Here is a 26129-nt window from a genome sequence, read left to right as displayed (position 1 = left end):
TACCACGGTTGAGCTCGTTATTAATTGTTTGATGATTAACTCCTAATTGGCGACCAATTGCGCGATTGGAAAGTCCTTGCGACTTTAAAGTCGCAATCATCACACGTTCTTCTTTAGTAAGATGAGCATTCTTTTTATGAGTAGTCAATAAACTAGTAGACATGGTATCATTTAAGTGCGTCATTTGACGGACATCCTTTCATATAGGTTTGGTTCACTTAATATGATACCTGATGTCACGCCGAATGGCGTTTTTTATTTACCACCAACTGGGTGGCTAACTTCATTCTATAATCCACCATCATTTTACTTCAAGATCAGTCCCACCAGTGATTGAGATTTTGCAGATCAGCTTGCAGCAAATCCCATTGTCGATTCATCAAATGATGAGCTGTCTGCTTCAACTGAACTGCTGTTTTAGCACGATCCGTAGTCAGGCCGCGTTTGGCGAATTGATGCGCACTGGCGTTTAGATAGATTGCATAAGGTTCGATCAGTTCCGGTGACACTTGCAGTTTTTTGACCAAAACACCAGCCATCATTTTGACAGCTTGCTGATAGTGGCTTTGTTTCAGATAACCATCCAATTTATCAGCCATCTCCTCGATCCACCGGTTAAGCGGATCATCTGGCGTTAGGTCTTCGATGAATTGCAGATTAAACGACCAGTCCCACCAAGGATGCTCGCCAACAAACCAGCGCCGCGTCTTAGAATCCTCAATCAAAGACGTTAGACTCTGGTACAGTCGTTTGGTCTGTAAATGGTTGAACTCGTTGGCCGGCAGATTTTGCCAGTCTTTAATCGCCGGTTTGGCATGGGTCTTTTCAATCAGTTCCCACTGACATTGACCATCGTTAAGCTGCTTAAGACTAAGATAGCTGTTGCTTGGTACGCTGATTTTTTGCCATTGATCAAATGAATTTACCAGAGCCATAATTTTCCTCACTGATTAATCTTTTTCGTTTTCCAAAAAGCGCAAGGCATCATCCATCGCGGCCTTTTGTGCAACGGTAACTTCTGGGAATGATAGGTCCAATTTACCCAAGCGCTTGGTTAGAATATCAGAAACAGCCAGACGTGAGTACCACTTGCTGTCACTTGGAATCACGTACCATGGATTCTTTTTGGTAGCTGTTTCGTTAATGGCTTTTTCATAGGCCAGCTGATATTCATCCCAGTATTGACGCTCTTTGATGTCTGAAGACGAGAATTTCCAGTTCTTTTCTGGAATCGTAATGCGGCGTTCAAACCGTTTCTTTTGTTCATCTTTTGAAACATGCAAGAAGAATTTCAAAACCACATAGCCATTGCGCGTCAGATACTTTTCAAACTGACGAATATCTTCATAGCGACCATCCCAAAAGGCATCGTTAACGTCATCAATCGTCAGTACATTAGGTAGATTGGCATTCAAAATCAATTCTGGATGTACCCGTGAAACTAGCACGTCTTCATAGTAAGACCGATTCAAAACTCCGATTGCACCTCGTTCGGGAAGCTTTTGATGAATCCGCCACAAGTAGTCATGACTCAGATCAGTCTTGCTTGGCTGCTTGAAGTTGTTGACCGTAAAGCCAACCGGATCAATGCCCGAGAAGATGTGGGCAATCATACTGTCTTTACCAGCGGCGTCAAGAGCTTGAAGGACCAAAACGACGCCATAGCGTGATCTTGAATACATCTTCTTTTGAAACTTCTTCAGTTTTTTTAGGTTAGCTTTAATCTGGCCCTTGACGTTTTCGACCATGGCCAGGTCTTCATCGTTATAGCCATCGATCCTGGTTGGTTCGGCCTCAATGTCAAAGTCGTTACCAACAAACTTATACTGCTTGGTATCCATTGCAGAAAACTCCCTTCAAAACATCATTGGAAACTATTATACCCCATCACCAATCGATAATTTCGTCAATCACTCGATTCACGGCTCATTCCGTTGTAATCGTCCCATACTGTATACCCAACTTGAATCCACAACTGAAATGCTTTGGTTTGAGAATAAATGAACGCCGGGCTTATAATTGAGTCAGCATAATTGAGGGAGGTTTTTCCATGACCGCGCAAGCAACTCTTGACTGGCATCATGAGATTCATCATGCCATTATTGCCGCCTTACCCAATCACGACTACGAGCTGATCGCCTTTAACCAAGCTAAGTCCACCGAAAGCATCTATGCCAATGTCTTACATGGTCAACGGCTGTTTTATCTGCGTTTTTCCTGGCATGAAAATGAGCGCTCGCGTCGCTTTGCCGATGCCTCGTATGATTTGCGGCGCTTTGGCAGCCATCGGGAATTGATTGCCAGTCTAAGAAAAAACTTTCTGCAACCCCAGCTTGGCAGCATCAAACTGGGCTATTGGCATTTTGTTTGGCTGGCATTGCTGGAAAAGCTGGGACAAACGGGCAATGAGCCATTACGCTTTGCTAAGGGCGGCGTCTTGATCAATCAGCAGCTGTTGGATAATCCGGCCGCCCTGCATCGACTGAGCGCCTTGATTAATTTTGGATTGGCCATCGCTGTCCATGAGGATTCCTATCTTGCCATCAGTAAAGACGGTCTTAATCTACTCAATCATTACTGGGACGTGGCTGATTTTACCGACAGCCGCCAGTGGGATGACAATCCGCGCATCATGACCATTGATGAACTGATCTGGCAGCTGAACAATATTAAGCCGCCAACTCGTCGTACTAAACACTAAAATAAAAGGCACGCTGATCCAGGCTTTAGGCTTGGCTGCGTGCTTTTTGGCTATTGGGTCAACCACCATCGGCTAAAGTCGATGGCTTGTGGGCAAACACCCCGATATTGAGTGTCTGAACCACAATTTGCATAGATACGGACGATTTACTCAAACAGCCGCAGTTGCTTGAGCAGTGATCATCTAATTACCAATGCCTTTTACGTCCCCAGGTTGCCATAGGGACGATATATCAATAGTTGTTAGATAGTCAGTTATAATGCTGTAATACTCACTTTGATTCTCAGTGATGCAGCTACTAAGTTAATTACTATCTACAAGGATTATATCATAGTAGGCCTATCCATCCTATGGCTAAAGTCACGGGATTTCCGGCTAGACATAATTAAAAGAATGCGTTCCATTCGTATTTTGCCAAGCCAAATAAAGCGACTGATCAACAGGGTGATCCAACGTCAGCTCTACTCCAAAAATCGGCTTGCCGGTGCCTTTTTGAACAAGCTCGTGTGCTGATTCTTTCACCACCCGACACTGACCCAGATAGACAAACTGCGACTGATCCTGCTCATCTGAATTTTTGACGAATAAATGCAGCTTTGCCTTGGGATTCAAAAGTTTTTCCGCATCCCGACTGGCCAAGGTACGGTTGGTTTTGGAATAAAACGAAAGCTGCGTGCGACTGCGAAACTGATTATCAAAATCAATTGCCGCCCGCACATTTTGATGATGATAGGTTACAAACAAAATTCCTGTATCACCCATAAAATAGTAACCGCCAATACCATTGGGAACCATGTACCGGTCATTGTTCAACAGTCTGACTGCATCCATGCGGGTGTAGCGTTGATTGATCGTCAGCGGTACGGTTTGATCATAGTTTTTGGCTCGCAGCCGCCCGGTTTGAATGGCATCTTTCCAGAAACGCTTAAATTCTGGATTTTGCAGATATTCAACAATTCTTGGGTGCAGCTGAAGCTGTTGTAAATCAATTTTGATCAGCGGTTGATTGCCATAGCGAAGCTTGCTGCCAAGCTTGCCTTTGTCCAGATAATACGCCAAGGTTAGAACTTGTTTGACCGATGTCAGCGTTGCATCATCAATCCAGCAGCCATTTTGATTCAAAAGCTTTCGATAATCGTCAAGCGATAGCGTCTGCTGATCCGTCAATGCTGCCAGCAAAATCAACTCATGCTGGCGCTTGCCATTAGCCAATTCTTCGGTTAGAAACTGCAGAACCTGATCATACTTAGGTTCGATGCTGACCGATTCACCCATCTTTTGTAAAAAGCGCGGATAGGTCTTAAATTTTTCGGCAAAGAGCTGCTCTGAAAGAACATCGGCTTTTTCAAAATCAGCCATTAAAGGGATGCATCCCAAGCGCTGCTTCAATTTTAGATATTCGCTTTTAAGCAGACTCATCCCCGTCAGCTGTGCTTTTTCAACCGAATCCAGCACTCGTTGATAAGCCAGTTTGGTAAAAGAGATCGTTGAAACACCCAGCGTTGGCTCGACATTCAGCGTTTGAATCGTACGGCTGCGCTGATGGGAATGATCATCAACCAAAGCTTGCGGAATCAAATAGTTGTGCTGATAGTTGCCAATAAAGTCGATTACGGTTACAAAATGCTTATTCGGTGACTTGCGCAGGCCGCGACCCAATTGCTGTAAAAAGATGATTGCCGATTGTGTGTCGCGCAGCATAATGACTTGATTAATGCATGGGATGTCGATGCCTTCGTTGAATACGTCAACCGTAATCAGATATGCCAATTGACCTGATTTTAGTTTAGCGGCTGCCTGTTCACGAACCGTTGCCGAATCTTGTCCCGTCAAGGCCTGTGATGGATAGCCTTTTTGCGTCAATAAGCTGGCCAGTGCTTGCGCCTCCTTAGTACGTGAACAAAAGATCAGTCCATGCAAAACATCGCCATCATGGCCATAGTATTTTGCCACCTTAATGAGCCACTCAACACGCTCGGCTTGAATCAGATGTTTGAGCGGTGTTTTCTCCGTCACCGTCTGGCCTTGCCAAACATAATCACTGACGCCTACAAACTCAAATGGACACAGCATCTGTTCAGCCAGTGCCTCTTTTAAACGGATCTCATAAGCCAGCTGATAATCAAACATGGCATAGACGTTAAAATCATCGGTCCGATCTGGCGTTGCCGTCAACCCTAGTAAAAATTTTGGCCGTAGGTAGCTGATGAGCTTTTGATAGCTAGCAGCCCCGGCATGATGAACCTCGTCGATAATCACATAATCAAAATCAGTTGGCTCAATCTCATCTAAATGCCTTGTCAACGTTTGAACCGTTGCAAAGACGTATTTGGCTGCGCCTGGTTTTTGGCGACTGGTCAAAAGGCCATAGTCTGCATTTTGGCCACCGAGGACCTTTTGAAAGCTGACACGTGATTTTAAGAGAATCTGCTCACGATGGGCAATCACCAACACTTTTTTGGGCCGTGCACTCTGTACGGCAAAGGCTGCCAGATAGGTTTTACCGGTCCCGGTTGCTGAAATCACTAATGCTTTTTTCTTGCCAGCCAATCTTAGCGACTCGATACGCTGGCAGGCCGCCTTTTGCATGGCATTAGGAACGATGATATCCTTTTGACTGGTCATTGGCGCTGTTTTTAAGCTTGGAGCCTGCCAATTCTCTTGATATATCGCCAGCCAGTCCAGCGTTAATTGCCGTGCCGTCTGCCATTGACTACTGAACTCAGCAGCAAACTGTCTCACTACGGCTCCTTGATGTTTAGAGCTGATTTTGAGACACCATTCAGCATTTTTCAAAAGTGCGTTCATTGTTAGATTGGCACTGCCAATGATCAAAGTCTCATAATCATCGTGATCAAACCAATAACCCTTTTGGTGAAAGCCTGCCTCATTGGTCAGTCGCACCGTTAAGTTGGGAATCTTCATCAATTCCTTAAATACCTTAGGGGAGTTGAACTGCAGATAGGTGCCCGTTAAAAGCTCGCCATCAACGCCTTTTTGTGCTAAATCCATCATAATCGACTTAATCGGTACCAAAACCGCCGGCGTAACAAAGGCAACCGCCAGCTTGAAATGCATACAAGTGCGCAGCTCATTTTTTAATTCGTTAAAAATCGTATTACCCCGCCGATTGGTCAGAATTTCGGGTACCAGTGAACCTGCCGGCAGATTACCATTGATAAAGCCGTTTTGTAGATCGGCCTGCAGCTGATCGTCCATCCACGTCATAAAAAACTCCTTATCTTAAAAGATTTATTACCTACGTTACTTTAGAATAATTTAATGTACGTTTCAAAGCTTTTGATTACAATTCAGCCTAATCATTTCAAAATTCATAAAATCTTCAATTTGTGGTGCTAGAATACCTTAGTCTATATAAAAGTTTTTATATTAAGAGTGTGGAAGGAAATCAAAATGAGTCAGCGACCATCAAGAAAAACCCAGTTTAAGCCCAATCGGCACCGTCGCATCTTCAAATGGCTGACGATTATCTTGATCATAGCTGCCCTGGGATGCACAGCCGGCCTGCTGATCCCCGGTCTAAATAAAACCAAGAATGCCAGTGTCAAACTGTCATCGCCACTAAAAATCGTCCAAAAGGTAGTCTCAAACAGCTCATCGACTGAAAGCGACACTACCAATACTCAGCTGCAGGATGCCTGGAAATCAACGCTGCAGCAAGCTGATGGACATGCAGCGATTGCGGTTTACTCTAATCAGACCAAAAAGACCTACACAGCAGCCAACACCACTAATCATGCTTATCAGATGGCCAGCACCGTCAAGGTTTCAATCCTGGTTGGTCTCTTGATCAAAAAAGGTACGCTGAACAGCAATGAGCAGGCCAATGCACAGGCTATGATTGAAAACAGCAGCAATACCGCTGCTTCAGCCTTGTTTGTTGAGCTAGGCGAAAAAAGCGGCCTGCAGGAAACTTTTGACAAACTGGGAATGACTGACTCTACAGCACATGAAGAATGGGGACTTTCAACCACTACTCCCAGCGACCAGCTCAAACTGCTGAACGCTATTTTCTACTCATCCAACCTCTTGAGTACCACTCAGCAGTCATACGTGCGCAATCTGATGCAAAATGTAGAAAGCGACCAACAGTGGGGAATTTCTGCCGGCAGTACCAACTTCTACCTTAAAAACGGCTGGCTGGATGAAGACGACGGCTGGATCATCAACAGCATCGGCTATATTCCGGGCAATAACGGTTCCAGCGACAGCTATACGATCGCCGTCTATACCGATGGCAATTTGTCCATGCAAGATGGCGAAAATACTATTGAAAAGCTGGCCAAGTCAACAAGTAAAATTTTTAATAACTAAATTGCAGACTAAAAAAGCGGCAGCCACACATGGCATACCGCTTTTTTAGTTATTTCAGTTTTAAGGACACTTTAGGCATGTCATTTGGCGTTAACGTATTACTTTTAAGCGTTCCGCTGATCTTGATTGTCTTTTTAACCTTCTTGGTATCTTTTGGCAGCCAAAGCGTTATCTGCTTGGCAGCTTTGACGGTTTTGTTGCCAGCCTTAATCGTCTGTCCTTTTTTGATTGTCTGTGGAGTAAATCGTCCTAAGACACGATTGTAGAGATTATTGGTCTGCTGGAACTGATTGTTGAAGTCGCCAGGAACGTTTAAGACTACCGTTACCAGGCGACGATTGTTAAACGTTCCGGTGCTGACAAAACAGTTGCCGGCAGAATCGGTCGTCCCAGTCTTTAAACCATCGATTTCACCATCGGCTCGATCCAATGCGGCCCCCTTGATCATCAGATTGATATTTTGCATGTGATATGTCTGTGAGGCGCTGACTGGAAAGTCTTCTTGCGCTGTTTTGGTAATGTTGACGACATTGGGATAATGGTTCAACAGCCAGCTGGCAATCTTAGCCAGATCGACAGCTGAAATTTGATTTTCTGCGTGCTTGGAGACATTTTTCAAGCGCAGCGTCCCCAAATCACCATTCTCCAGGCCAATCATGTTGTAGATTTTGGCATCGGTCACACCAGCTTCTTTGGCAACCTGCTTCATCTTAGCGTTGAATTTGGCCACACTGCCGGCATCGGCTAAGGCCAGGGCTTCTGCACTGCCATCAGCTGAAACCAGCATCATTGAGTCAACCAGCGACTTGATCGTGTAGCCTTCGCCCTCATTAAGCGGGACGTTGGAAAAGCGCCAATCGTTGGCCATAACAGCAACGGGATGTGAAATTGTTACTTTTTGATCCCAGCTCAGCTTATGGGCTTGAATATCTTTTTCAATTACGGCCAGCGTCAAAATCTTAATCGTAGAGGCAACCGGATACAGCTTCTGGGCATTTTTTTGATATAGCACCTGTCCCGTTTTGACATCCATGACAATCGCTGCCTTGGCATCAACGTCTTGACTTGTCCCAACGTTTTGTCCTGACTGGTGGCCATTGGTATCTGATGAGCTGTTTTGAGCAGCTATCGTTGATTCTTCAGTGGCCTCACCGTCAGCTGCTGCCAGTGAGGTTAAGCCCAATAGGCTCAGGTTTAAACTGAGCAGCATCAAAATCAGGATCTGCAGCCGTTTCTTCCAGCTATGTCTATTCATCTTTGTATCAATCCTTATAATGAGTTCTTTCTTACACTGTCTTTTCTATCTTACCGCAAACCATTGTTGATTTTTAAGACCAAAATAAAAATCTCTTCAACCATTTCAGTTAAAGAGATTTAATGGAAACTAGAGACTCTTATCCTGTACAATCTTAGTCAGCCGTGAAGAATCGACGATCAGCTTTTGGTTTAGTTTCGTCAATTAGGGATTAATGCAGTCGATTAGAATAAAATAATCTATTTTAATTCTCAAGCTTACCGTTTTAACTATGGTAGCATCGTTTACCCACACATGCTCTCTAATGTTTATTGTTTGCATAATGATTCAAATTTTCCTATGCTAAAATCGTGAAGGTTAAATAACAGCTAATATGAACGACTGACGCTTAAAACGTATTTTTAATCAATTGTTCTAAGCAGATTATTATCAAGAAGACAAGGTGATTCAATGCAGCTAAAGATTACCCAATCCGCCCGACAATGGCTGATTAAGCAACTGGATCTTAAGCCGGGAGCTGGCGTGCGCTTTTTTACGCCTACTGGTGGCAGCAATGGGCATGTCAATTATGGTCCCAAGCAATCTTATCAACGCGAGGATCAGCCCAAGCAGCCGGTTTTGCAAAACATCGTTGACGAGATCAACTATCATATCGATGACCAGGACAGCTGGTTCTTTTCTGGTAAAACTACTATTATTGACTATGATAAGCAAAACGGTCTGACATTCAGCTTCTACAATGCCAATGGCGATCAGATCGATGCCAATACTGCCGCCTCAAAAGGCAATACGCGCTTTGAAGGACTGTGGGATTAGAAAAAGCAGATGGCTTTGACCATCTGCTTTTTCTAATCTATTTTTCAACTGCTTTGGCAACTGCCTCATTGACTGCAGTCTGCTCATTTTCAATCAATGCGACTCGACTGGCAATCACTTTCTCATCCATTTGAATTTCTCGCTTCAGCATCGGATCGCTTTCTTTGGGTTCAAAGAACTGCTTAAACTCATTCAAACGCTCAGACGTCTTAAAGATTCGTGCAATTACGGTAATGTAGGTTGGAAATTCCATGTCACCGCCAACCGTTTTTTCCAACCATGACCATTCTTGCTGAATCCAGTCCCAAGCTGCCTGCTGACCATGATCATTAGCCAGTACGCCTCTAAACCAAGCTCGCAGATCCTGTGGCTTAATGGTATCAGCATCTTCAAAGCACTCAATCAGCTGTGCGATCAGCTTGGGATCTTCAGTCTTGGTCAAGGCAGCACAGAGATCCTGTCTGAAGCCAGCATCCGCCGTATCGCGATAGCTCTGCAACAGCCGGTCAAACAGTGACTGGCTGCCGTAGTTTTTAACCTCACTGGCCAAGACCAGCCCACGAACGTCAGCTGGCAAGGTTGCCAATTGGTCGTGATGCTTTTCAAACAGCTCATGAGCAGCTTGAACGGCGGCTTGGTTTTGAGCATACAAAGCTGCACTCAAGACAATCGGCCGCGTCAGCTGATCAGCGTTGCTCTCACCGGTTTTAGAAATCCATCCCAAACGCTCAGCCTGCTTGGCACTGAGTTGGTCAAACAATTGCTGCAGATGTTTTTGCTCAACAGTATCCGGCTGTACGAAGTTTTTCAAGCTGTTGGCCACGTGATAGAGCATTTCATTGACGATACCGGATTGACTGTCCTTAAAGCGGTTCAGTAATGGAACGATCTGTGCATAGGAAAGCTGGCGACCTTCAGCCAGTAACCGCAGATCCTGCAGCAGCTGCAGCTGATCGATTGCCCCCAGTTCATCGAGATGATCCAAGATATCATTTAACAGTGTTTCATCATATTTAACGATAACGTGTGAATTATCCCCAACGTTAACCCGAAATGGCTTGCCGTTTTGGGCCCGCAGCTGCTGGTAGTCGCCCAGATCCAGGCTTTGTTCGCTAAAAATGGCTGGTGCCTGATCGTAGTTAGCATTTACAGGAATCTGCCACAACCGGCCCTTATCCTGACCATCGCCAATAAAGAACTGATTCTGTTCAAGCATCAAGTGGCCATTTTCAACCTTGACCGTAACGACTGGATAGCCAGGATGCTCCAACCATGATTCCATAATCTGGCCAACGTTCATTCCCGATGCTTCGCCCAATGCCTGCCAAAGATCAGCTCCCTTGGCATTGCCATATTGATGGGCGGCAAAGTAATTCTTCAATCCCTTGCGCATCGCTTCATCGCCCAGCAGTGCCCGCATCATCACCAGCATCCGCGCCCCTTTGGCATAAACGATGGCACCATCAAACAGCGTATCGATTTCAGCAGGATCGTCAACTGCTACGTGGACCGACTGTACACCATCTGTAGCATCTCTTTGCAGCGCCATTGGTACCTCTGATGTCTGGAACATTTCCCAGATTTTCCATTCCGGCTCCAGGGCATCCACAGCCACATATTCCATCATGTTGGCAAATGATTCGTTAAGCCAGAGATCGTCCCACCACTTCATCGTTACCAGATCACCAAACCACTGGTGAGCCAACTCATGCGTAATAACCGTAGCAATTACGCGTTTTTGATTCAAAGTCGTGTTGTCGGGATCCAAAAGCAGATAGGCCTCACGATAGGTGACCAGGCCCCAGTTTTCCATTGCCCCGGCTGAAAAATCAGGCAGCGCCAATTGATATGACTGCGGCAATGGATAAGGCGTCTGATAGAAGGCCTCATAAAACTCAATCGCCCGCGTGGCAATGTCCAGTGAAAAATCAAGTTCTTTTGGCTGGTGCGCTTTGGTTGAAAACACGCCAATCTCAACGCCACTCTTGGTTTTAGCAAACTTGCTCTGCAATTCGCCAAAGGCAAACGCCACCAGATAGGTCGACATTTTGACGGTTTCTTTGAAATAGTGCACGCCATTTTCAACGTGATCTTCTGGCATATTGGCAATGATGGTTTCACCAGGATGCTCATCATATTTGATGGCTAAAGAAAAAGTTGCCTTGGCCTCTGGCTCATCGATTCCAGGAAAGGCTTGGCGTGCCGCCGTGGTTTCAAACTGAGTGCCAATCAGCTGATGCTTTTGACCATCAAGCATGTAATACGATGGATAGATTCCCATCATCGTATCGGTTAATTTGGCATCATAGACGACTTTAAGCTCAACATTGCCAGGATGCGGCAACTTAATGTTGATGGCTTCTTGCCGATCACTAAAGCTAAATGGCACGGCTTGACCATCTGCCTGAACGCTGGTCACATTCAAGAACTTTTGGTGCAGAGCAATCTTAGAATCCACGGCATTGCCCTTGATCGTCGTAACCCCCTTAAAATTTTTGGCGGCGCGGTCAATATCCAGGTAGATGTCATAGTGGTCAGGTTGAAATTTTTCATAAAAACGCGTTGAGTCTGCCATTTTCTTTCCTCATTTCGTTAATTTTATTGAATATTATAACGCCAATTGCTAAAAAGATTAAAACAGAGCGCCTGGTAGGCATTTAATTCTTAGGATTTTCTAATTTTGCATGGAAATCCTGGCCAGAATCGGTATAATGAAAACTAGTTTATTTTTAGGGATTTGATATGGTCCGTTCAATAAATAATTAAATATCGATTCGATTGTCTGATTATGACTGACTAAAGAAACGTCTTTATCAAACCTAATAATAGTGATAAGCGGTTCATTATTCTTGAATCGCTTTTTATTTTTGGAGGACACAGCATGAGTGAGAAAAGCCACGTCGCGCCAAAACTAAAACGCACGATGACAGCGGGACAAATGGAAATGATCTCTTTAGGCGGTGCGATTGGCGTTGGATTGTTTATGGGATCAAAATCAACCATCAAATGGACCGGGCCTTCCGTACTTTTAGCCTATGCCTTTGTCGGTCTGATTCTGTATATCGTAATGCGGGCTTTGGGTGAGATGATCTACGTCAATCCCAGCACGGGATCGTTTGCCGATTATGCCACGCATTACGTTCATCCCATGGCCGGCTACATGGCAGAATGGGCCAACGTGTTTGAATATATCGTGGTTGGGATGTCAGAAGTCATTGCCTCAACCGAATATCTCAAATACTGGTGGCCGCATACTCAAACATGGGCTGCCGGTCTGATCATCATCATCTTTTTAGCGCTTGCCAACCTGGCCAGTGCTAAAGCATATGGTACCTTGGAATTTTGGTTTGCCATGATCAAGGTCGTAACGATTATTTTAATGATAATTCTAGGCTTTTTGGTAATCTTGCTGGGCTTTGGCAATGGCGGTCACCCCATTGGCTTTAGCAATCTTTGGGCTCATGGCGGCTTTTTCACCGGTGGTTTCAAGGGCTTTATGTTCTCAATGTCGATCATCGTGGGCTCTTATGAAGGAATCGAACTGCTGGGAATTTCGGCTGGTGAGGTTGCCAACCCACAAAAGGCCGTGGTTAAGTCGGTTAAATCGGTGCTGTTTAGAATTCTGATCTTTTACGTCGGCGCAATCTTCGTCATTGTTACGATCTACCCGTGGAATCAATTGGACAGCGTCGGCTCGCCATTCGTTGAGACGTTTGCCAAAGTTGGCATTACTGCCGCAGCGTCGATCATTAATTTCGTGGTGCTGACGGCTGCCTTGTCTGGAGCTAATTCCGGCATTTACAGTTCAAGTCGAATGTTGTTCAGACTGGCTCATGAAGGTAATGCTCCCCGGCTGTTTGGTCGCCTTTCGAAACGCGTAGTGCCTGATGCGGCCATTTTGGGAATTTCAGGCGGGATCTTGATTGGGTTCGTCTTGGACATCTTAGCTGAGTTCTTTAGCAAATCAACTGCCGATCTGTTTGTGGTTGTCTTCAGCTCTTCGGTTTTGCCCGGAATGATCCCATGGTTTGTGATCCTACTGGCCGAATTGAGATTTAGACAGCATAATCCGGAACTGATGAAAGATCATCCGTTTAAGCTGCCGCTTTACCCATTTTCCAACTACTTTGCCTTTGTCATGTTGATCATGATTGTCGTCTTTATGTTCATTAACCCTGATACCCGCATCTCGGTAATCGTTGGGGCCGGCGTTTTGATTTTAGCAGCCGTTGTCTACTTATATCGGCACGGTTTAAATAAGGATGCACAATAAATCTTCAATATAAAAAGCTCATGGATTTCCATGAGCTTTTTTAGTGAGCCGACTGCTGGCGCGAGAAAATCTCGACGGGAATCATCTGCATAAAGGTTGCCAAGATGATCAACAGACTTGCCAAAACGTTGACTGGCCCAAAATACGTGTGTAGGAGTACCACAGCCAGAATCGTTGCTACCAACGGTTCAAAGGCACCCAGCATTCCGGTCGTACTTGGATCAACGTACTGCACGCTGGCCAGATACAGGGTATAGGCCAAAAGCGTGCCACCAATGATGATCCACCCGATCAGAGCCACATCAATTGGTTTTAGAATCGGCATTGGCATTACAAAATACAACGGAATAAAGAAAATCCCACAGATCAGCATTGACCAGGCCGTAACGTTCAAGGTACCATAGCGAGCAAACAGCTTACCAGGTGCCATGGTACTGATTGCATTAGCCAAGGCTGCCAAAAGCGCCCAAAAGCATGCTTGCGGTGACAGGGCTAAATGATTAAGCTGGCCGTTGGTTACCAATAAAAACGTGCCGATTAACGCAACGATAATTGAAATCATGTCAATCCGCCGAGGCAGCATTTTTTGAACGATAGCCGTATAGCTGATGATAAAGACTGGTGCCAAATATTGAATTACGGTTGCCGTTGGGGCATTGCTATATTTGACGGCCGCAAAGTAGGTCAATTGCGACATTCCCATGCCAAAAAAAGCAAATAAAATCAGCTGAATCACCGCCCTGCGATCGCTAAACATGGCCTTGGTCGTTGAGCGCCTGGTCAGCTTAGCCAGCAAAAGCAATAGACTCCCCGCTCCCAGCAGTCGCAAGCCAACCAGCCAGAACTCATCGACCGTAGTGTGGCCAAATAGATACTGCACGGCGACGCCCGACGTACCCCAAAAGGATGCGCCAGTCGTGGCCAGCAAAATGCCCTTGGTTCTTTTTCTCAAATCTTTTCCTCCCTAATCCTAGGTGTACTGGACAAGGATAAGCGTTTCTTAAGTAAAGCACAACTATCATAAAAAAATAAAACGCTTGCCTAAATAAAAAATCCCCACTTCATTTTTGAAGTAGGGAATAGATCTTCACCAATACGATTTGACAAAGAGCCATAAAAATTATCCGATTGATGACTGCGAGACTTCCAGCCAGTCATAACTAAAAACGTTTGGCTAATAAGACTTTGGTACTCAGCCACGGGCCACCCCACCAGCCCCTAGCACCGCATTTTTTTACCATAACGTTATGAAAGCCCAGGTTTTCCAAGACCTTTTGATACTCATCAACATGTTCAATGTCGATAATAGCAAGCGTTCCATCGGCCTTTAAAACGCGGGCAGCCTCTTGAATGGCCCGCGCTCGATTAATCGCCGGCTTGACGTTATGGATCGACAGACTGGCAAATACACAGTCAAACTGATGATCATCAAATGGCAAATTGATCATATCAGCTGTCTGCACCTCGGCTAAGTCAGCCAGCTCAGCCGCTTGCAGGTTGGCTTGGGCCCGCTTGAGCGAATTATTGGACTGATCGGATTTTTTCCATAGATCAATGCCAATCACGCGTCCCGGTACTTCTAAGTGCTGCGCAATTCTAATCAAGGCTGCTCCTTGCCCACAGCCCAGATCCAATACTTGCGCAGTTGTCTTGAGGTGTAGATTCCGAATCGTCTCATCAATAATCTGATACTTGCCATTTAGTGAAGCATTCAAATACATTCCCAAACAGATCAAGACCAATAAGGCCGCCAGCCAATACAGCCATTGATGATCAGTGATTGCCGAGACAATCAAAAAGACTGCCGCGATCAGCATAATCAATGGTCCCATTGGCGCGTCAATTGCACGTATTTTCATGAATTCCTCCTATGCCTGTATCCACTTGGAGACGGCCATGCTTAAGGCAACACCCAGTCCTAGTGGCAATAGGGCCGAAAAGTTCAAGTGGCAAACCTCAAACAGCATAAACATCGCCATCAGCGGGGCTTGTTGCGTAGCTGCCAGGAAAAACGCTGCCCCCAAAACCGCAAACTGCATCAATGGCTCACCTGGCAGCACCTGGATAAAAAGCATCCCCAACAAGACGCCTAAAGTCGATCCCATCGCAATTGATGGCGTCAGCGTCCCGCCATAGCCACCGCCGCTAATCGTTGCCAAAGTCACCAGTCCCTTAGCAAAAAAGCCGAATGCCAACAGACCGATTGCCGAAGCTGAAACACTATTTACATTGATTGCCATTTGTGCCACACCGCGACCATTACCCATGATTTCTGGAAAGAAGCAGGCGACGGCCCCAGTTAAGGCACCTGCCAGCGGCATTGTGATAAAAATACGCCGATCCTTGATGCGCAGTGCACTGGCCCGACTGATAAACCGCTTATACCAAGTGCCCAGATAACCCATGATTGGCGCTACGACAATGACAAATAGGATCAAACGAATCGAAAACTGCTTTGAAGCTACCAGATAATATGGCTGCCAGCCCTTAACGACTGCGCCAACCATCGTTGCAATTGCCGCCATGCCCAGACTGACAATTACGGCTTTTTTATCAATTCTTTTATACAGAATCTCCAGGCAAAACATCGCGCCCGTAATTGGTGCAATATAAACGCCCGCAAACCCAGCGCCGGCTGCAGCCGCGACCAAGAGCCGTCGATCTTCTGGGGCCAATTTAAGCCAACCGATTCGATCACCCAGCTCAATCCATGACTGAGCCCACATAGCACCGGCTTCTCGTGGGGCTAATTCACGGCCAATCGAGCCCCCAGTACCGACATAAAATACCTGTGCCGTAACGTGCATAATCGTAGCCCCCATTGGAAGCTTTTCACCGTCAACGGCCTTGCCTAACTTAACCGGTCGATAATGCAGCTGCATAAAGTACCAGACAACGGAAACGATCAAAGCCCCAATCAGTGGTGCCAGCAGTCGATTCAGCGGCGCGGCAGAAAAAGCAACCGGAATCGCGTTGGTTTCAGTAAAGTTAAAAAAGATTTTTTCCGTTGCATCCAAGACAATGCTCAACAAGCTGGAACTGGCTCCAGCAATTACACCCATAACAGCCGTGGCAATTGCTAGTGCCCGACTGTCACTCGATTCTTCCATTCTCAATTCTCTTTCTTACTCTCTAGTCTTCTACAAATATCAGCTTGTCAGGAGTCGAGGCCTGTTCATCAAAATGGTACCCCAGATTAAAATCTTTGACGACTGCCAGATCATTAGCCTGGTGCTCAGCCAGATAACGCACCATGTTGCCACGAGCAATTTTGGCCCGGGTAGCCTGCGTTTTGAAACGGCCATTCTCAGCCTTAACGAATGTACAGCTGACAAATTGGCGATTACCTTTGACGTAAGGAACAATTACCTTGGCATATTCTTGAGATGCCAGATTTAAAACCAGCTTATCTTGACTGTAGAGCTCATCAGCCAAGCAACTGCCCCAAAATTCATACAGATTCTTAGTACCTTCAACTTGAGCACGATCCCCCATTCCCAACCGATAAGGTACAATCCCATCGAATGGCTTTAACAGACCATAAAAACCAGACAAGATTCGCAAATGATCCTGAACGTATTCCAATGACTGCTCATCAAAAACGCCTGGTGCCATCCGTTGATACTGCAGCCCGGTAAATGCCAGCAGCGCCGGGGTCAGTTGATGGTAAAGATCCATCTGCTGCACCCATTGATAGTTGGGAATGGCAATTTTTTCGCTACAGTTCCACCAAAGATGGTGAAGCTGATCATAGCTGAGGCTGCGCATGTGGGCTAAAATCTGTTTGGTCTGCGGCAAAAATTGTGGTAGTCCCTGGATTGGCAGTGAATCTGGATCCGACTTCATATTCCGTGCGGGGGCAATAATGATTTGCATAAATCCTTCTCCTTTTGATGACTCGTCTATTTTAGCATGTTATCGATAAACGGTTGTCATGATCAATTCAATCAGCTAAGATTATAAGAAATTTTCGATGATGGAGGAATCAATATGATTGCACAACCACAGCGAACCGGCGTTACCGTTGGCTATCAAGGCGCACCGGGATCATTTTCTTCTCAGGCGATGCATCAATGGTTTGGAAAGGTCGACAGCCATAACTACCCCAAGTTTGAAGATGTCTTTGTCGCGCTCAAAAAAGGCGAGATCGACTATGGCGTCGTTCCGATGGAAAATTCTTCAACCGGAGCCATCAACGATAACTATGATCTGATCAACAAGTATCATTTCTTCATTGTTGGCGAGCAATCCATCTATATTGCCCAAAACCTGCTGGGCATCAAAGGAGCCAAGCTTGCAGACATCAAAGAAGCCTATTCGCATCCCCAGGGTCTGCTACAGACCAGTAAGTTTCTGGCGGCTCATCACATTCAAGGCAAAGCATGTCTCAACACGGCTCTGGCGGCTAAGATGGCTGCTGAAAAACAAGATCCAGCCGTTGGGGCGATTGCCTCAACAGAAGCTGCTGAACTGTACGATTTGGACGTTTTAGCTCCCAGCATCGAAAATGACAAGTCCAACCATACCCGTTTTATCATCTTTGGCCGCGAACCTGAGATTCTACCAGACGCTGACCGCATTTCATTGATCTTTACGTTGAAAAACGAGGTTGGTACACTCTATGAAGTCATGCGCATCATTAAAGAACATCAAATCAACATGGTACGCATTGAATCACGCCCATTGCCAGGCAATCCTTGGGAATATTATTTTTACGTAGATTTAGACGGCAACCTGGCTGATCAGCACATTGCCACGGCTTTAGACGAGTTAAAACAGTATACGACTTCATTAAGACTGCTGGGCAACTATCATCGACAGGAAAATTAAATAAAAACGGGTGCTACGCTATGCGTGACATCCGTTTTTATTATATTCAAGCAATCAGCGCAAAATCTCGATCAGATTCTTATTGGCCGCCTGTTTGGCTGGCAAAATCCCAAAGATGATGCCGACTGAAGCTGAAACGCCAAATGCCAGTAAAAATGAGCCTAAAGTTATAACGGCATGAATATTGTAAGGCATAAAATTACTGATCACGCCAGCTAATCCCCAGCCAATTACAAAGCCCAGCAGGCCGCCGCCAACCGTTAAGACGATTGCCTCCAAAAGAAACTGAGCCATTACATTTTTAGGCGAGGCACCTACGGCTAGGCGAATCCCAATTTCTTGGGTCCGCTCAGAAACTGAGATATACATCATATTCATAACCCCGATCCCGGCAATGAATAAGGAGATCCCAGCAATAGCACTGATAAACGCCGTTAAACCGGTAATCATATTGTTGACCTTGGCTAGTTCGGCCCCGGCATCATAGGCCATGTAAGTACCATCATGAGCACTGGTCCCCTTTTTGGCCATGTATTTCTTGATTTTTTTCGTAGTTTGGCTAGCATTGACGCCTTGATAAAACGTCAGCTTAATACCATTGCCAGTCGTCGCCGTAGTACCAGAATAAAACAATCTGGCATTGCCAATTAGATCCGCACCATACTTATTGTCACCGTATTGATCGTTTTGTGATTGATAGACGCCTACAACGCGATAATTGATTTCACCAATAGTCACTGAGGTTCCAATTGCGTTTTGAACCGTATGATACTGCTTTTTGGCCAGTGATTCTTTCATCAAAATTACCGGCTCGGCATTCAATAAATCACTGGTCGTCAAGTTGCGACCGGCCATAATTGTGATTTTTTTGGTTGGCTGCTTGATTAAAGAAATTTTTGTACTATCTAGTCGCTGATTACCGACGATTGGCGAAACGGAAACGTTATTGGTTTCATGAGAGATTGCCACTTTTTTTACCTTAGCGCCAAAACGTTCTTGAATCAGGTTCAGATCCGCTTCATTAAAGCCTGCCGTCGTAGATTGGGCATCACTGAGCGTAAAGTAAAGGTAAGTCGACTGCTCACCGTTTTTGGTTGTATTGAACTCATCACTGATTCTTTTTTTAACCCCGTTTCCCAATGCCAGAATCGTAATTACGGCGGCAATCCCGATCGTAATCCCAATCGTTGTTAAAAAACTGCGCTTAGGATTGGCTCGCAGCGATTGTAAGGCACTGCGCAAAAGCTCGGTATTTTTCAATCTACTCCCACCTTTCGATCATCGACAATCTTGCCATCAATGATCTTGACGATGCGCTCACACTGCTCAGCAACTCGTGGATCATGCGTTACCATGATGATGGTCGTATGCTGAGTTTGATTGAGTTGCTTAAACAGATCCATAATTTCTTGACTGGTCTTGGTATCCAAGGCCCCGGTTGGCTCATCGGCAATTAAAAAGTCCGGGTTGGCAATAATCGCACGAGCAATCGAGACCCGCTGCTGCTGACCGCCGGAAAGCTCGGTTGGCAGCTTATCATCATAGCCAGCCAGACCAACCCGACTTAAAACCCGGGCCGCCGTCTTTTTGGCCTGCTTACGACTCACGCCCGCATAGAACAGTGGCAAGATCACGTTTTCAGCAATGCTGATATCACGAATCAGTTTAAAGTTTTGAAAGACGAATCCTACGTGTCGATTGCGCAGTTTGGCAAAGTCAGCCCGCGTATAGTCATGAATCGGTTCATCATTATAAAAATAGTTTCCTTCAAAATCATCATCCAAAAAACCAATGATATTGATCAAAGTCGACTTGCCAGACCCTGATTCCCCGATAATGGCTAACAGTTCACCGGCATCAACCTGTAGATTAATATCATGCAAGACGTGAAATCTGGTTGCGCCCTGGCCATAGTATTTATTGATGTGTTCCAATCTAATCATTGTCATGATCGCTCACCTTGGTACCGTTATGCAGCTTGCGATCTGGGTTGGTGACGATCTGCTGACCAGCCTTAACGCCGCTTTTGACTTCAAAATATTCGTTGACCCGCTTACCTTTAACGGCAACTGCCTTGGCCTTGCCATTTTTAACAATGTAGACCTGGCCGTTTCTAACGCTGGACTTTGGAATTCGCAGTTGATCTTGAGCTACGGAAGCCTTGACCGTCTGCCCATTCATAAAGTCGTCGCTGCTCAGATCGGCATTAACCTCATAGTTAGAGTCATTGCTTTGCGCATTGGTCGTTGGTACGGTTGCCAAATAGCTGATCGTCGTGTCTGCCTGCTTACCGGTTGCTAATGCCCGGACGTGAATCGACTGACCAACCTTGAGTTTGCTGTAGTTATATTCCGATACCTTGGTTTTAAGCTTGAGATCATTGGAGTAGATCGTGATTACCGGTGCATTCTGTTTGGAATCATCAACCGTAACCGTGCCATCAAATGGTGCCGTCAGCGTCTGAGTAACCTTTTGACTCAGTGTATTAACCTTGTTTTGAGCTGCCGTGACGTCAGCTTGTGCATCGGCTAAACTGGCTTGGGCTTGAGCAACACTGCTGGCTGATCCAGAAGCCGTCTCGTCCTCGCTTTGAGTCGCAGCATCTTTTTGCGCGGCACTGACATTGTTCTGCTGTGCGGACACATTACGCTGCGCCTTAGCCAGGGTCTGCTTGGCATCAATCAGCTCTTCATTGGTGCTTTCACTGTAGGTCGTCACCAACGGATCACCTTCTTTAACCTTCTGGCCGTCGGCAACTCCGATTGACTGCACTTTTCCCGTTGGCAGACTTAAGACCTGCTGCTGTTGTGACACAACGGTTCCAGTCAGCGTCAATGGCGTGGATTTAGCAACCTTGGCTACAACATAATGCGACTCACTAGCTGCTTTATTTTGCTTAATCTTATATGCAATCCCCCAAATGATTGCTAGGATTAGCATAATTACGATTACAATCGTCGTCTTGCGATGATTTTTTACCCAATTTTTTATTTTCTGCATAATCTTCCCCAATTTCTCCGTTTCAAAAATCCCAAATACAACAGATGTTTCAATTGCGATTATCGTCTTGGTTAGTTACTCAAGTAATTAACTAGATAATACCAGATTATTTACAAAAGGCAATCCTTATTTTCAGATAATTTTATTATTCCCCTGTTAAAGCTATTAGATTGGTGCTTTAATGGATATTGAAATAAAACAACTCTGTCTGGGGTGCCATTGATTTGGCTGAGAAATACCCACATAACCTGATCTAGTTAGTACTAGCGGAGGGAGACAGCTTAATTTTGGCATAAGCATAAATACGCGCTTTTGATAATGAATTAGGCACTCTTTCTCGATTCCGGGAAGGAGTTTTTTTTATTGGTTGATGATGCTAAAGTTCTTTAGGAGGAATTCATGAAAAAGCGTACTTATAAATTGGTTTTGACGGCTATTTTATCCGCATTGGCCGTTTGTGGCGGCAGCATCTTCTCGTTTCCAATCAGTTTTGCCAAATGTGCACCCACACAAAGTCTGATCAATATCGTATCTGGCGTTGTCTTAGGGCCAGAATGGGCAGTCGTGCAGGCACTATTGACCTCAACCGTTCGTAATCTTTTGGGAACCGGCACCATTTTGGCCTATCCTGGCAGTATCTTTGGCGCCTGGCTCAGTGGTTGGCTGTTCAAGCGCTTTGGCAAAATTTGGCTGGCAGCGATTGGAGAATTAATCGGCACGGGACTGATTGGCGCACTAACCGCCTATCCGATTGCAGCTGCCTTAATGGGTGCCAAGGGATCACTTTTCTTGTTCGTACCCAGCTTTGCGATCAGTGCCATTGTCGGCGGCTTGTTAGCCTGGGTCATCTTAAAAGCCGCCTGGCAGCCAATCCGACACTTCGCTAAGATTGAGTAGTTTTTATCAGGCAGTTGGTTGGCTTTTTTAGATTGATTCTTATATAATTTAGTTATCAAGTTACAATCGTTTTCTCGTTAAGGGGGAATCATGATGGAAAAGACATTCACGCTTGAAGAACTGAAAAACTTTAACGGTCAAAATGGTCAGCCGGCCTATGTTGCCGTTAAGGGCACGGTCTATGACGTAACTGAGGTATCAGCATGGCAAGGCGGCAAGCACCATGGCGTTGCGGCAGGCACTGATGCTACCGCGGCCATTGCCCATGCTCCTCATGGCGAAAGCGTCTTGGGCAAGCTGACGGTAGTCGGTAAGCTGGTTGACTAGCTGCCGAGATTCATCGACATCATCTAAACGCAAAAACAGTCATGGCACTCAGCCGTGACTGTTTTTGATTGAAACGCTTTCTTAATTTAACTATTATGGTAATAAACGTTTTATGAGGTGAGTAAAATGACCAAAGGATCCGAAGCTGCCTACCAAGAACTGCTTGACGAGCTGCAAAAACTGGACATCAAGTATGAGATGGTTGATCATCCAGCCGCTTTGACCACTGCCCAGGCCGATGCTTATATCGCTGACAAATCAGGCGTCTGCACCAAGTCAATGTTTCTAAAGGATAAGCATAAAAACTTCTACCTGGTGATCATGGATGATGCCAAGCGCATGGACTTTAAAAAATTCCAAGAGCTTACTGGTACCAAGCGCATCTCGATGGCTCACGACCATGACATCGAAGAACAGTTAGGACTAGAAGCTGGGATCGTCTCACCATTTGGCATCATGTATAATACCGATCACAACATCAAAATCTATTTTGATCAAGATATGCTGGATGAAAACATTCCATTGACGTTTCATCCCAACATTAACACGCATACAATCTTTCTTTCTGCTGCAGATCTGATGAAATTCATCAAGGCTCAGGGATTCGACTATCAAATCATTGATCTATAAAGCTCAAAACGCCCATTCGCAAAACATGAATGGACGCTTTTTTTTATGCCTTCGCGCTATTCAGCAACGCGATTGCCCAGTTCCCAGAAAGCCAGGGCTGAGGCTGCCGCAACGTTTAAAGAATCGACTCCTGGGGCCATGGGAATCTTGATCGTAAAATCACTTTGTTCGATCGTTGACTCCTTTAGTCCCGGACCTTCCGAACCCATAATAATCGCCAGACGGTCCACCGCAGTCAGCTTAGGATCATCAATGCTGACGGTATTATGCCGCAATGCCATGGCTGCTGTCTGATATCCGGCCTGATGAAGCAGCTCGATGCCGCCATTCTGCCAGGTTTTGGCATCAATATAGGTCCAAGGCACTTGAAAAACGGTGCCCATCGCCACGCGCGAAGAACGACGATAAAAAGGATCCGCCGAGTCGCTGGTCACGATGACGCCATTAATTCCCAAAGCCGCCGCCGACCGAAAAATCGCACCAATGTTAGCTGGGTTGACAACACTCTCAAGAACGGCAATACGGGGATGCTCAGTCGGCATGGTCGCCAAAAAATCAGCCAGCTCCAAACGCTTAACGCGATGCATCGCTGCCAGCGCCCCACGCAAAAGGTTATAGCCCGGCAGCTGGCGAAGCAGTTGGCTATTGGCAACGTAAATTGGCGTTTGACCTAAGCCGCTGGTCTGATTGGCCGCCATTTCACGATCTAGATCTGCTAAGTCGCGATCCAAGGCTTTCTCTTCTACCAATAGCGAGGCCGGTCGATAGCCTGCACGCATTGCCCGTTCAATTACCTTGGGACTTTCCGCGATAAAAAGGCCAGGGTTGGGCTCCAGGGTATGAAACAGCTGGGCTTCATTCAATCGTACGTATGGGTCCAAATCTGCGCCATTCAGATCATCGAGAAAAATTAAGTTATGCATGTTTTTTACCTGTCCTTAAAAATCTAAAACTATTTTAGCATAACCAACCAATGCCCTTTAGTTAGGCAGTCGTGCTAAAGTTAACTGAAAAGCCCGACAACGTTCGCACTTGTTTCAAAATTTCCAGCTATAATTGCCGATTAAATCAATTGGAACGAGCAAAAATATGAATTCTAAAACCATCTTAAAAAACAATCGCGCGGCCGGTTTGATTATCTTGACGATTGGCCTGCTGCTGACTGGTCAAATGATTACCGGACATGGGATCGTTGGTGCCGACAGCGTTTTTCACTACAACCGTTTTTACGAGACCTACTCACAGCTGAAACATTTAAACTTCAGCTGGTTTCAGTCGATCTATGGCTTTAACCAGAGCGGTCGGATCGTCAATGTCGTCTATGGCCCGCTGTTTGCCTATCTAAACGGTGGCCTGCTGCTGTTGGCACACAGCTGGTATCAATATCAGATCGTCTCCAGCATCATTATCTACCTAATCGGTGGCTTTGGCATGTACCGGCTGTTAAAACTCCTCAGTATCCGCTCCATCATCGCGGCAATGATGGCCAGCTTCTATATGACGGTAGGCTGGATGCCGCGCTGGTAGATTGGGAACAATACCACTGCCCTGGGAGCAATGCTGATGCCTTACCTGCTGATGATCACGTTTGACATGATCACGGATGCCAACCGTCCCATTCGCTGGAAAAAGCTAACTCTATTGATGATTCTGACTATCGAGATCCATTTGCTGAGCGCGCTTTTATTCATGCTGGTGCTGATTCTAGCCTGGCTGTACGCTGTCAACCACCATCGACCTCTTCTTCAAAAAGGTCATTCACTCCATCACATCTATGTGAACTGCCTTGATTTAACAATGACATCTGAAAGGACTTTATACTCCTATGTCAATCAGGGACTTCTTTCTGCAAGAAATATTGATATGCCACGCACAGTACGAATGCGCCCACGAAAAAATAAGAAAAGAAATTTGAAAGTTGATAAGGCCTGTCGCATCGGCCGAACATGGGAAGAGTTTCAGTCCTATCTTCAGGAACATCCTAATGCAGCCATACGTCAGCTGGATTCTGTAGAAGGAGTACGGGGAGGAAAAGTTCTTCTCACGATACACTTTGTGCAGCAAGAACTGCAACTGGCATTTCTCTGGGACGCCAATGACTCCCAGTCTGTAATAGATATCTTTGAGAAAATATATCTCGAGCTTCGCCCTGACGCTTTTATCAGGCTTTTTCCGATTCTGCTTGCCGACAACGGAAGTGAATTTTCTAACCCGAAGGCCATAGAATTTGATAAACAAGGGAACCAGCGTACACAAATGTATTATTGTGATCCAAGCGCTCCATTTCAAAGGGTTCCTGCGAAAACAACCATGAAATGATCCGCAGGATTATCCCAAAGGGCACAGACCTCGGAAATTATTCACAGGAACAGATCAACCTCATGATGAGTCATATCAATTCGTATACAAGGCCCAGTCTCGGAGATAAAAGCCCTTATGATCTGTTTGCCTTTCTCCGTTCTCTTATTCTGGCATTTTTAATTTTTATATCATACATGGTTTACTTCCCTCCCAAAACAAATTTATTCATTCGCTGTACAATAGCTTGGATAATTGGGCCTGATATCAAAACTGTAATAATCGTACAAATACCGAAGCTACCTCCCAACAAAACCCCGATAACGACCATCGCCACATCCAATATCATACGGACAATTTTGACAGGCCATCCATTTTTCTCTACCAGAGAAAATGTCACTGCCTCATAAGAACCACGCCCAAGATTTGCTGATGCATAGATGCCAGTTCCTACTGCAAAGAGAATAATACCGATGCACATCAGCAGAAAATTTATCCAGACAATATCGCTGTATCTTTGTATCCTACTGAATATCTCTACAAACCCACTGTATACCACCTGATACAGAACAGTTCCAATATGGATCTGTGAACGGTCATAAAACCATACAAATAAGATCATGACCACTGCTATCACAAAAGAAGTCATTCCGATACTCATCCCAGTAACTTTGGAGACTCCCTGCCATAATACAGGGGAGTGTAAAATATTTTGTGTAAATTTCTAAATTAAATTGAAAAAGGGAAAGGTGAAAAAGGGAAAGCCT

At 45.4% G+C, this 26129-nt stretch carries 25 protein-coding genes and 1 riboswitch; of the genes, 10 read left to right on the top strand and 15 right to left on the bottom strand.

Going from position 1 to position 26129, the window contains the following annotated elements; genetic code table 11:
• From QOS03_RS06945 to QOS03_RS06935, 3 genes are all read right to left on the bottom strand, one after another.
• On the bottom strand, positions 1 to 184 hold a 184-nt coding region (locus QOS03_RS06945), incomplete at its 3' end, for a helix-turn-helix domain-containing protein (RefSeq protein WP_146195747.1).
• Between the two features lie 133 nt (positions 185 to 317).
• On the bottom strand, positions 318 to 935 hold the full coding sequence (locus QOS03_RS06940) for a hypothetical protein (protein ID WP_169462046.1): 618 nt from the start codon (positions 933 to 935) through the stop codon (positions 318 to 320).
• A gap of 15 nt (positions 936 to 950) precedes the next feature.
• The gene (locus tag QOS03_RS06935) at positions 951 to 1841 is read right to left on the bottom strand and encodes a PPK2 family polyphosphate kinase (protein ID WP_283575860.1); all 891 of its coding nucleotides are present in this window, start codon (positions 1839 to 1841) and stop codon (positions 951 to 953) included.
• Positions 1842 to 2050: 209 nt separating this feature from the next.
• Between QOS03_RS06935 and QOS03_RS06930 the strand changes: the two genes are divergently transcribed.
• Entirely contained in the window at positions 2051 to 2701 is a 651-nt protein-coding gene (locus tag QOS03_RS06930; RefSeq protein ID WP_272218646.1) for a hypothetical protein, read from the top strand.
• Positions 2702 to 3076: 375 nt separating this feature from the next.
• Here the strand turns inward: QOS03_RS06930 and QOS03_RS06925 are convergent, their stop codons facing one another.
• The gene (locus QOS03_RS06925; RefSeq protein ID WP_283575859.1) at positions 3077 to 5929 is read right to left on the bottom strand and encodes a DEAD/DEAH box helicase; all 2853 of its coding nucleotides are present in this window, start codon (positions 5927 to 5929) and stop codon (positions 3077 to 3079) included.
• Between the two features lie 186 nt (positions 5930 to 6115).
• Between QOS03_RS06925 and QOS03_RS06920 the strand changes: the two genes are divergently transcribed.
• Positions 6116 to 7036: a serine hydrolase gene (locus QOS03_RS06920; protein ID WP_283575858.1), complete on the top strand. Its 921-nt coding sequence runs from the start codon at positions 6116 to 6118 to the stop codon at positions 7034 to 7036.
• A gap of 49 nt (positions 7037 to 7085) precedes the next feature.
• Here QOS03_RS06920 and QOS03_RS06915 read toward each other — a convergent pair whose 3' ends face one another.
• A complete protein-coding gene (locus tag QOS03_RS06915) occupies positions 7086 to 8291 on the bottom strand; it encodes a D-alanyl-D-alanine carboxypeptidase family protein (RefSeq protein WP_283575857.1) in 1206 nt (401 codons plus the stop codon).
• Between the two features lie 450 nt (positions 8292 to 8741).
• On the opposite strand from QOS03_RS06915, the gene QOS03_RS06910 reads away from it, so the two are divergent.
• Positions 8742 to 9107 (top strand): HesB/YadR/YfhF family protein, encoded by a 366-nt coding sequence (locus tag QOS03_RS06910; protein WP_283575856.1) that lies wholly within the window; start codon positions 8742 to 8744, stop codon positions 9105 to 9107.
• 37 nt (positions 9108 to 9144) lie between these two features.
• Here the strand turns inward: QOS03_RS06910 and QOS03_RS06905 are convergent, their stop codons facing one another.
• Positions 9145 to 11682: a M1 family metallopeptidase gene (locus QOS03_RS06905; RefSeq protein WP_283575855.1), complete on the bottom strand. Its 2538-nt coding sequence runs from the start codon at positions 11680 to 11682 to the stop codon at positions 9145 to 9147.
• A 306-nt stretch (positions 11683 to 11988) separates the two neighbouring features.
• Between QOS03_RS06905 and QOS03_RS06900 the strand changes: the two genes are divergently transcribed.
• A complete protein-coding gene (locus QOS03_RS06900) occupies positions 11989 to 13380 on the top strand; it encodes an amino acid permease (protein ID WP_283575854.1) in 1392 nt (463 codons plus the stop codon).
• A 40-nt stretch (positions 13381 to 13420) separates the two neighbouring features.
• Here QOS03_RS06900 and QOS03_RS06895 read toward each other — a convergent pair whose 3' ends face one another.
• The 4 genes from QOS03_RS06895 to yaaA all read right to left on the bottom strand — a co-directional run bounded on the left by QOS03_RS06895 (position 13421) and on the right by yaaA (position 17256).
• The gene (locus QOS03_RS06895) at positions 13421 to 14332 is read right to left on the bottom strand and encodes a DMT family transporter (RefSeq protein WP_283575853.1); all 912 of its coding nucleotides are present in this window, start codon (positions 14330 to 14332) and stop codon (positions 13421 to 13423) included.
• Positions 14333 to 14540: 208 nt separating this feature from the next.
• A complete protein-coding gene (locus QOS03_RS06890) occupies positions 14541 to 15239 on the bottom strand; it encodes a class I SAM-dependent methyltransferase (protein ID WP_283575852.1) in 699 nt (232 codons plus the stop codon).
• Between the two features lie 9 nt (positions 15240 to 15248).
• Positions 15249 to 16490, bottom strand: a complete 1242-nt coding sequence (locus QOS03_RS06885) for a chloride channel protein (RefSeq protein ID WP_283575851.1) — start codon at positions 16488 to 16490, stop codon at positions 15249 to 15251.
• A 22-nt stretch (positions 16491 to 16512) separates the two neighbouring features.
• Positions 16513 to 17256, bottom strand: coding sequence for a peroxide stress protein YaaA (gene yaaA, locus QOS03_RS06880; RefSeq protein WP_272209463.1), 744 nt, complete (start codon positions 17254 to 17256; stop codon positions 16513 to 16515).
• Positions 17257 to 17370: 114 nt separating this feature from the next.
• Between yaaA and QOS03_RS06875 the strand changes: the two genes are divergently transcribed.
• Positions 17371 to 18210 carry a prephenate dehydratase gene (locus QOS03_RS06875; RefSeq protein ID WP_283575850.1) on the top strand — a complete coding sequence of 280 codons (840 nt, stop codon included), beginning with the start codon at positions 17371 to 17373 and terminating at the stop codon, positions 18208 to 18210.
• Positions 18211 to 18264: 54 nt separating this feature from the next.
• On the opposite strand, the gene QOS03_RS06870 is transcribed toward QOS03_RS06875, so the two are convergent.
• Genes QOS03_RS06870 through QOS03_RS06860 form a run of 3 tightly spaced genes read right to left on the bottom strand, consistent with a single transcriptional unit; the run spans position 18265 to position 21210 of the window.
• Positions 18265 to 19470: an ABC transporter permease gene (locus tag QOS03_RS06870; RefSeq protein ID WP_283575849.1), complete on the bottom strand. Its 1206-nt coding sequence runs from the start codon at positions 19468 to 19470 to the stop codon at positions 18265 to 18267.
• Positions 19467 to 20153: an ABC transporter ATP-binding protein gene (locus tag QOS03_RS06865; protein ID WP_283575862.1), complete on the bottom strand. Its 687-nt coding sequence runs from the start codon at positions 20151 to 20153 to the stop codon at positions 19467 to 19469. The genes QOS03_RS06870 and QOS03_RS06865 overlap by 4 nt, the downstream gene beginning before the upstream one ends.
• Positions 20146 to 21210 (bottom strand): efflux RND transporter periplasmic adaptor subunit, encoded by a 1065-nt coding sequence (locus QOS03_RS06860; RefSeq protein WP_283575848.1) that lies wholly within the window; start codon positions 21208 to 21210, stop codon positions 20146 to 20148. Before QOS03_RS06860 ends, QOS03_RS06865 begins: the two co-directional genes overlap by 8 nt.
• A gap of 199 nt (positions 21211 to 21409) precedes the next feature.
• Positions 21410 to 21502: riboswitch (TPP riboswitch) on the top strand.
• A gap of 107 nt (positions 21503 to 21609) precedes the next feature.
• Here QOS03_RS06860 and thiW point away from each other — a divergent pair.
• The 3 genes from thiW (at position 21610) to QOS03_RS06845 (ending at position 23064) form a co-directional block, all read left to right on the top strand.
• Positions 21610 to 22107, top strand: coding sequence for an energy coupling factor transporter S component ThiW (thiW, locus tag QOS03_RS06855; RefSeq protein WP_283575847.1), 498 nt, complete (start codon positions 21610 to 21612; stop codon positions 22105 to 22107).
• 90 nt (positions 22108 to 22197) lie between these two features.
• Positions 22198 to 22434, top strand: coding sequence for a cytochrome b5 domain-containing protein (locus QOS03_RS06850; RefSeq protein WP_283575846.1), 237 nt, complete (start codon positions 22198 to 22200; stop codon positions 22432 to 22434).
• 126 nt (positions 22435 to 22560) lie between these two features.
• On the top strand, positions 22561 to 23064 hold the full coding sequence (locus QOS03_RS06845) for a prolyl-tRNA synthetase associated domain-containing protein (RefSeq protein WP_283575845.1): 504 nt from the start codon (positions 22561 to 22563) through the stop codon (positions 23062 to 23064).
• Between the two features lie 56 nt (positions 23065 to 23120).
• Here QOS03_RS06845 and QOS03_RS06840 read toward each other — a convergent pair whose 3' ends face one another.
• Entirely contained in the window at positions 23121 to 23987 is an 867-nt protein-coding gene (locus tag QOS03_RS06840; protein ID WP_283575844.1) for a TrmH family RNA methyltransferase, read from the bottom strand.
• Positions 23988 to 24153: 166 nt separating this feature from the next.
• Here QOS03_RS06840 and QOS03_RS06835 point away from each other — a divergent pair, with 166 nt between their 5' ends.
• Entirely contained in the window at positions 24154 to 24591 is a 438-nt protein-coding gene (locus tag QOS03_RS06835; protein WP_283575843.1) for a hypothetical protein, read from the top strand.
• Positions 24592 to 24621: 30 nt separating this feature from the next.
• Positions 24622 to 25383, top strand: a complete 762-nt coding sequence (locus tag QOS03_RS06830; RefSeq protein WP_283575842.1) for a hypothetical protein — start codon at positions 24622 to 24624, stop codon at positions 25381 to 25383.
• Positions 25384 to 25564: 181 nt separating this feature from the next.
• Here QOS03_RS06830 and QOS03_RS06825 read toward each other — a convergent pair whose 3' ends face one another.
• Positions 25565 to 26071, bottom strand: a complete 507-nt coding sequence (locus QOS03_RS06825) for a YczE/YyaS/YitT family protein (RefSeq protein WP_283575861.1) — start codon at positions 26069 to 26071, stop codon at positions 25565 to 25567.
• Between the last annotated feature and the right edge of the window lie 58 nt (positions 26072 to 26129).

The sequence above is a fragment of the Limosilactobacillus pulli genome (assembly GCF_947381555.1).
Taxonomy (GTDB): domain Bacteria; phylum Bacillota; class Bacilli; order Lactobacillales; family Lactobacillaceae; genus Limosilactobacillus; species Limosilactobacillus pulli.
The sequence above is the reverse complement of the archived record's forward strand: the minus strand, read 5'-3'. Positions and strand labels throughout refer to the sequence as shown.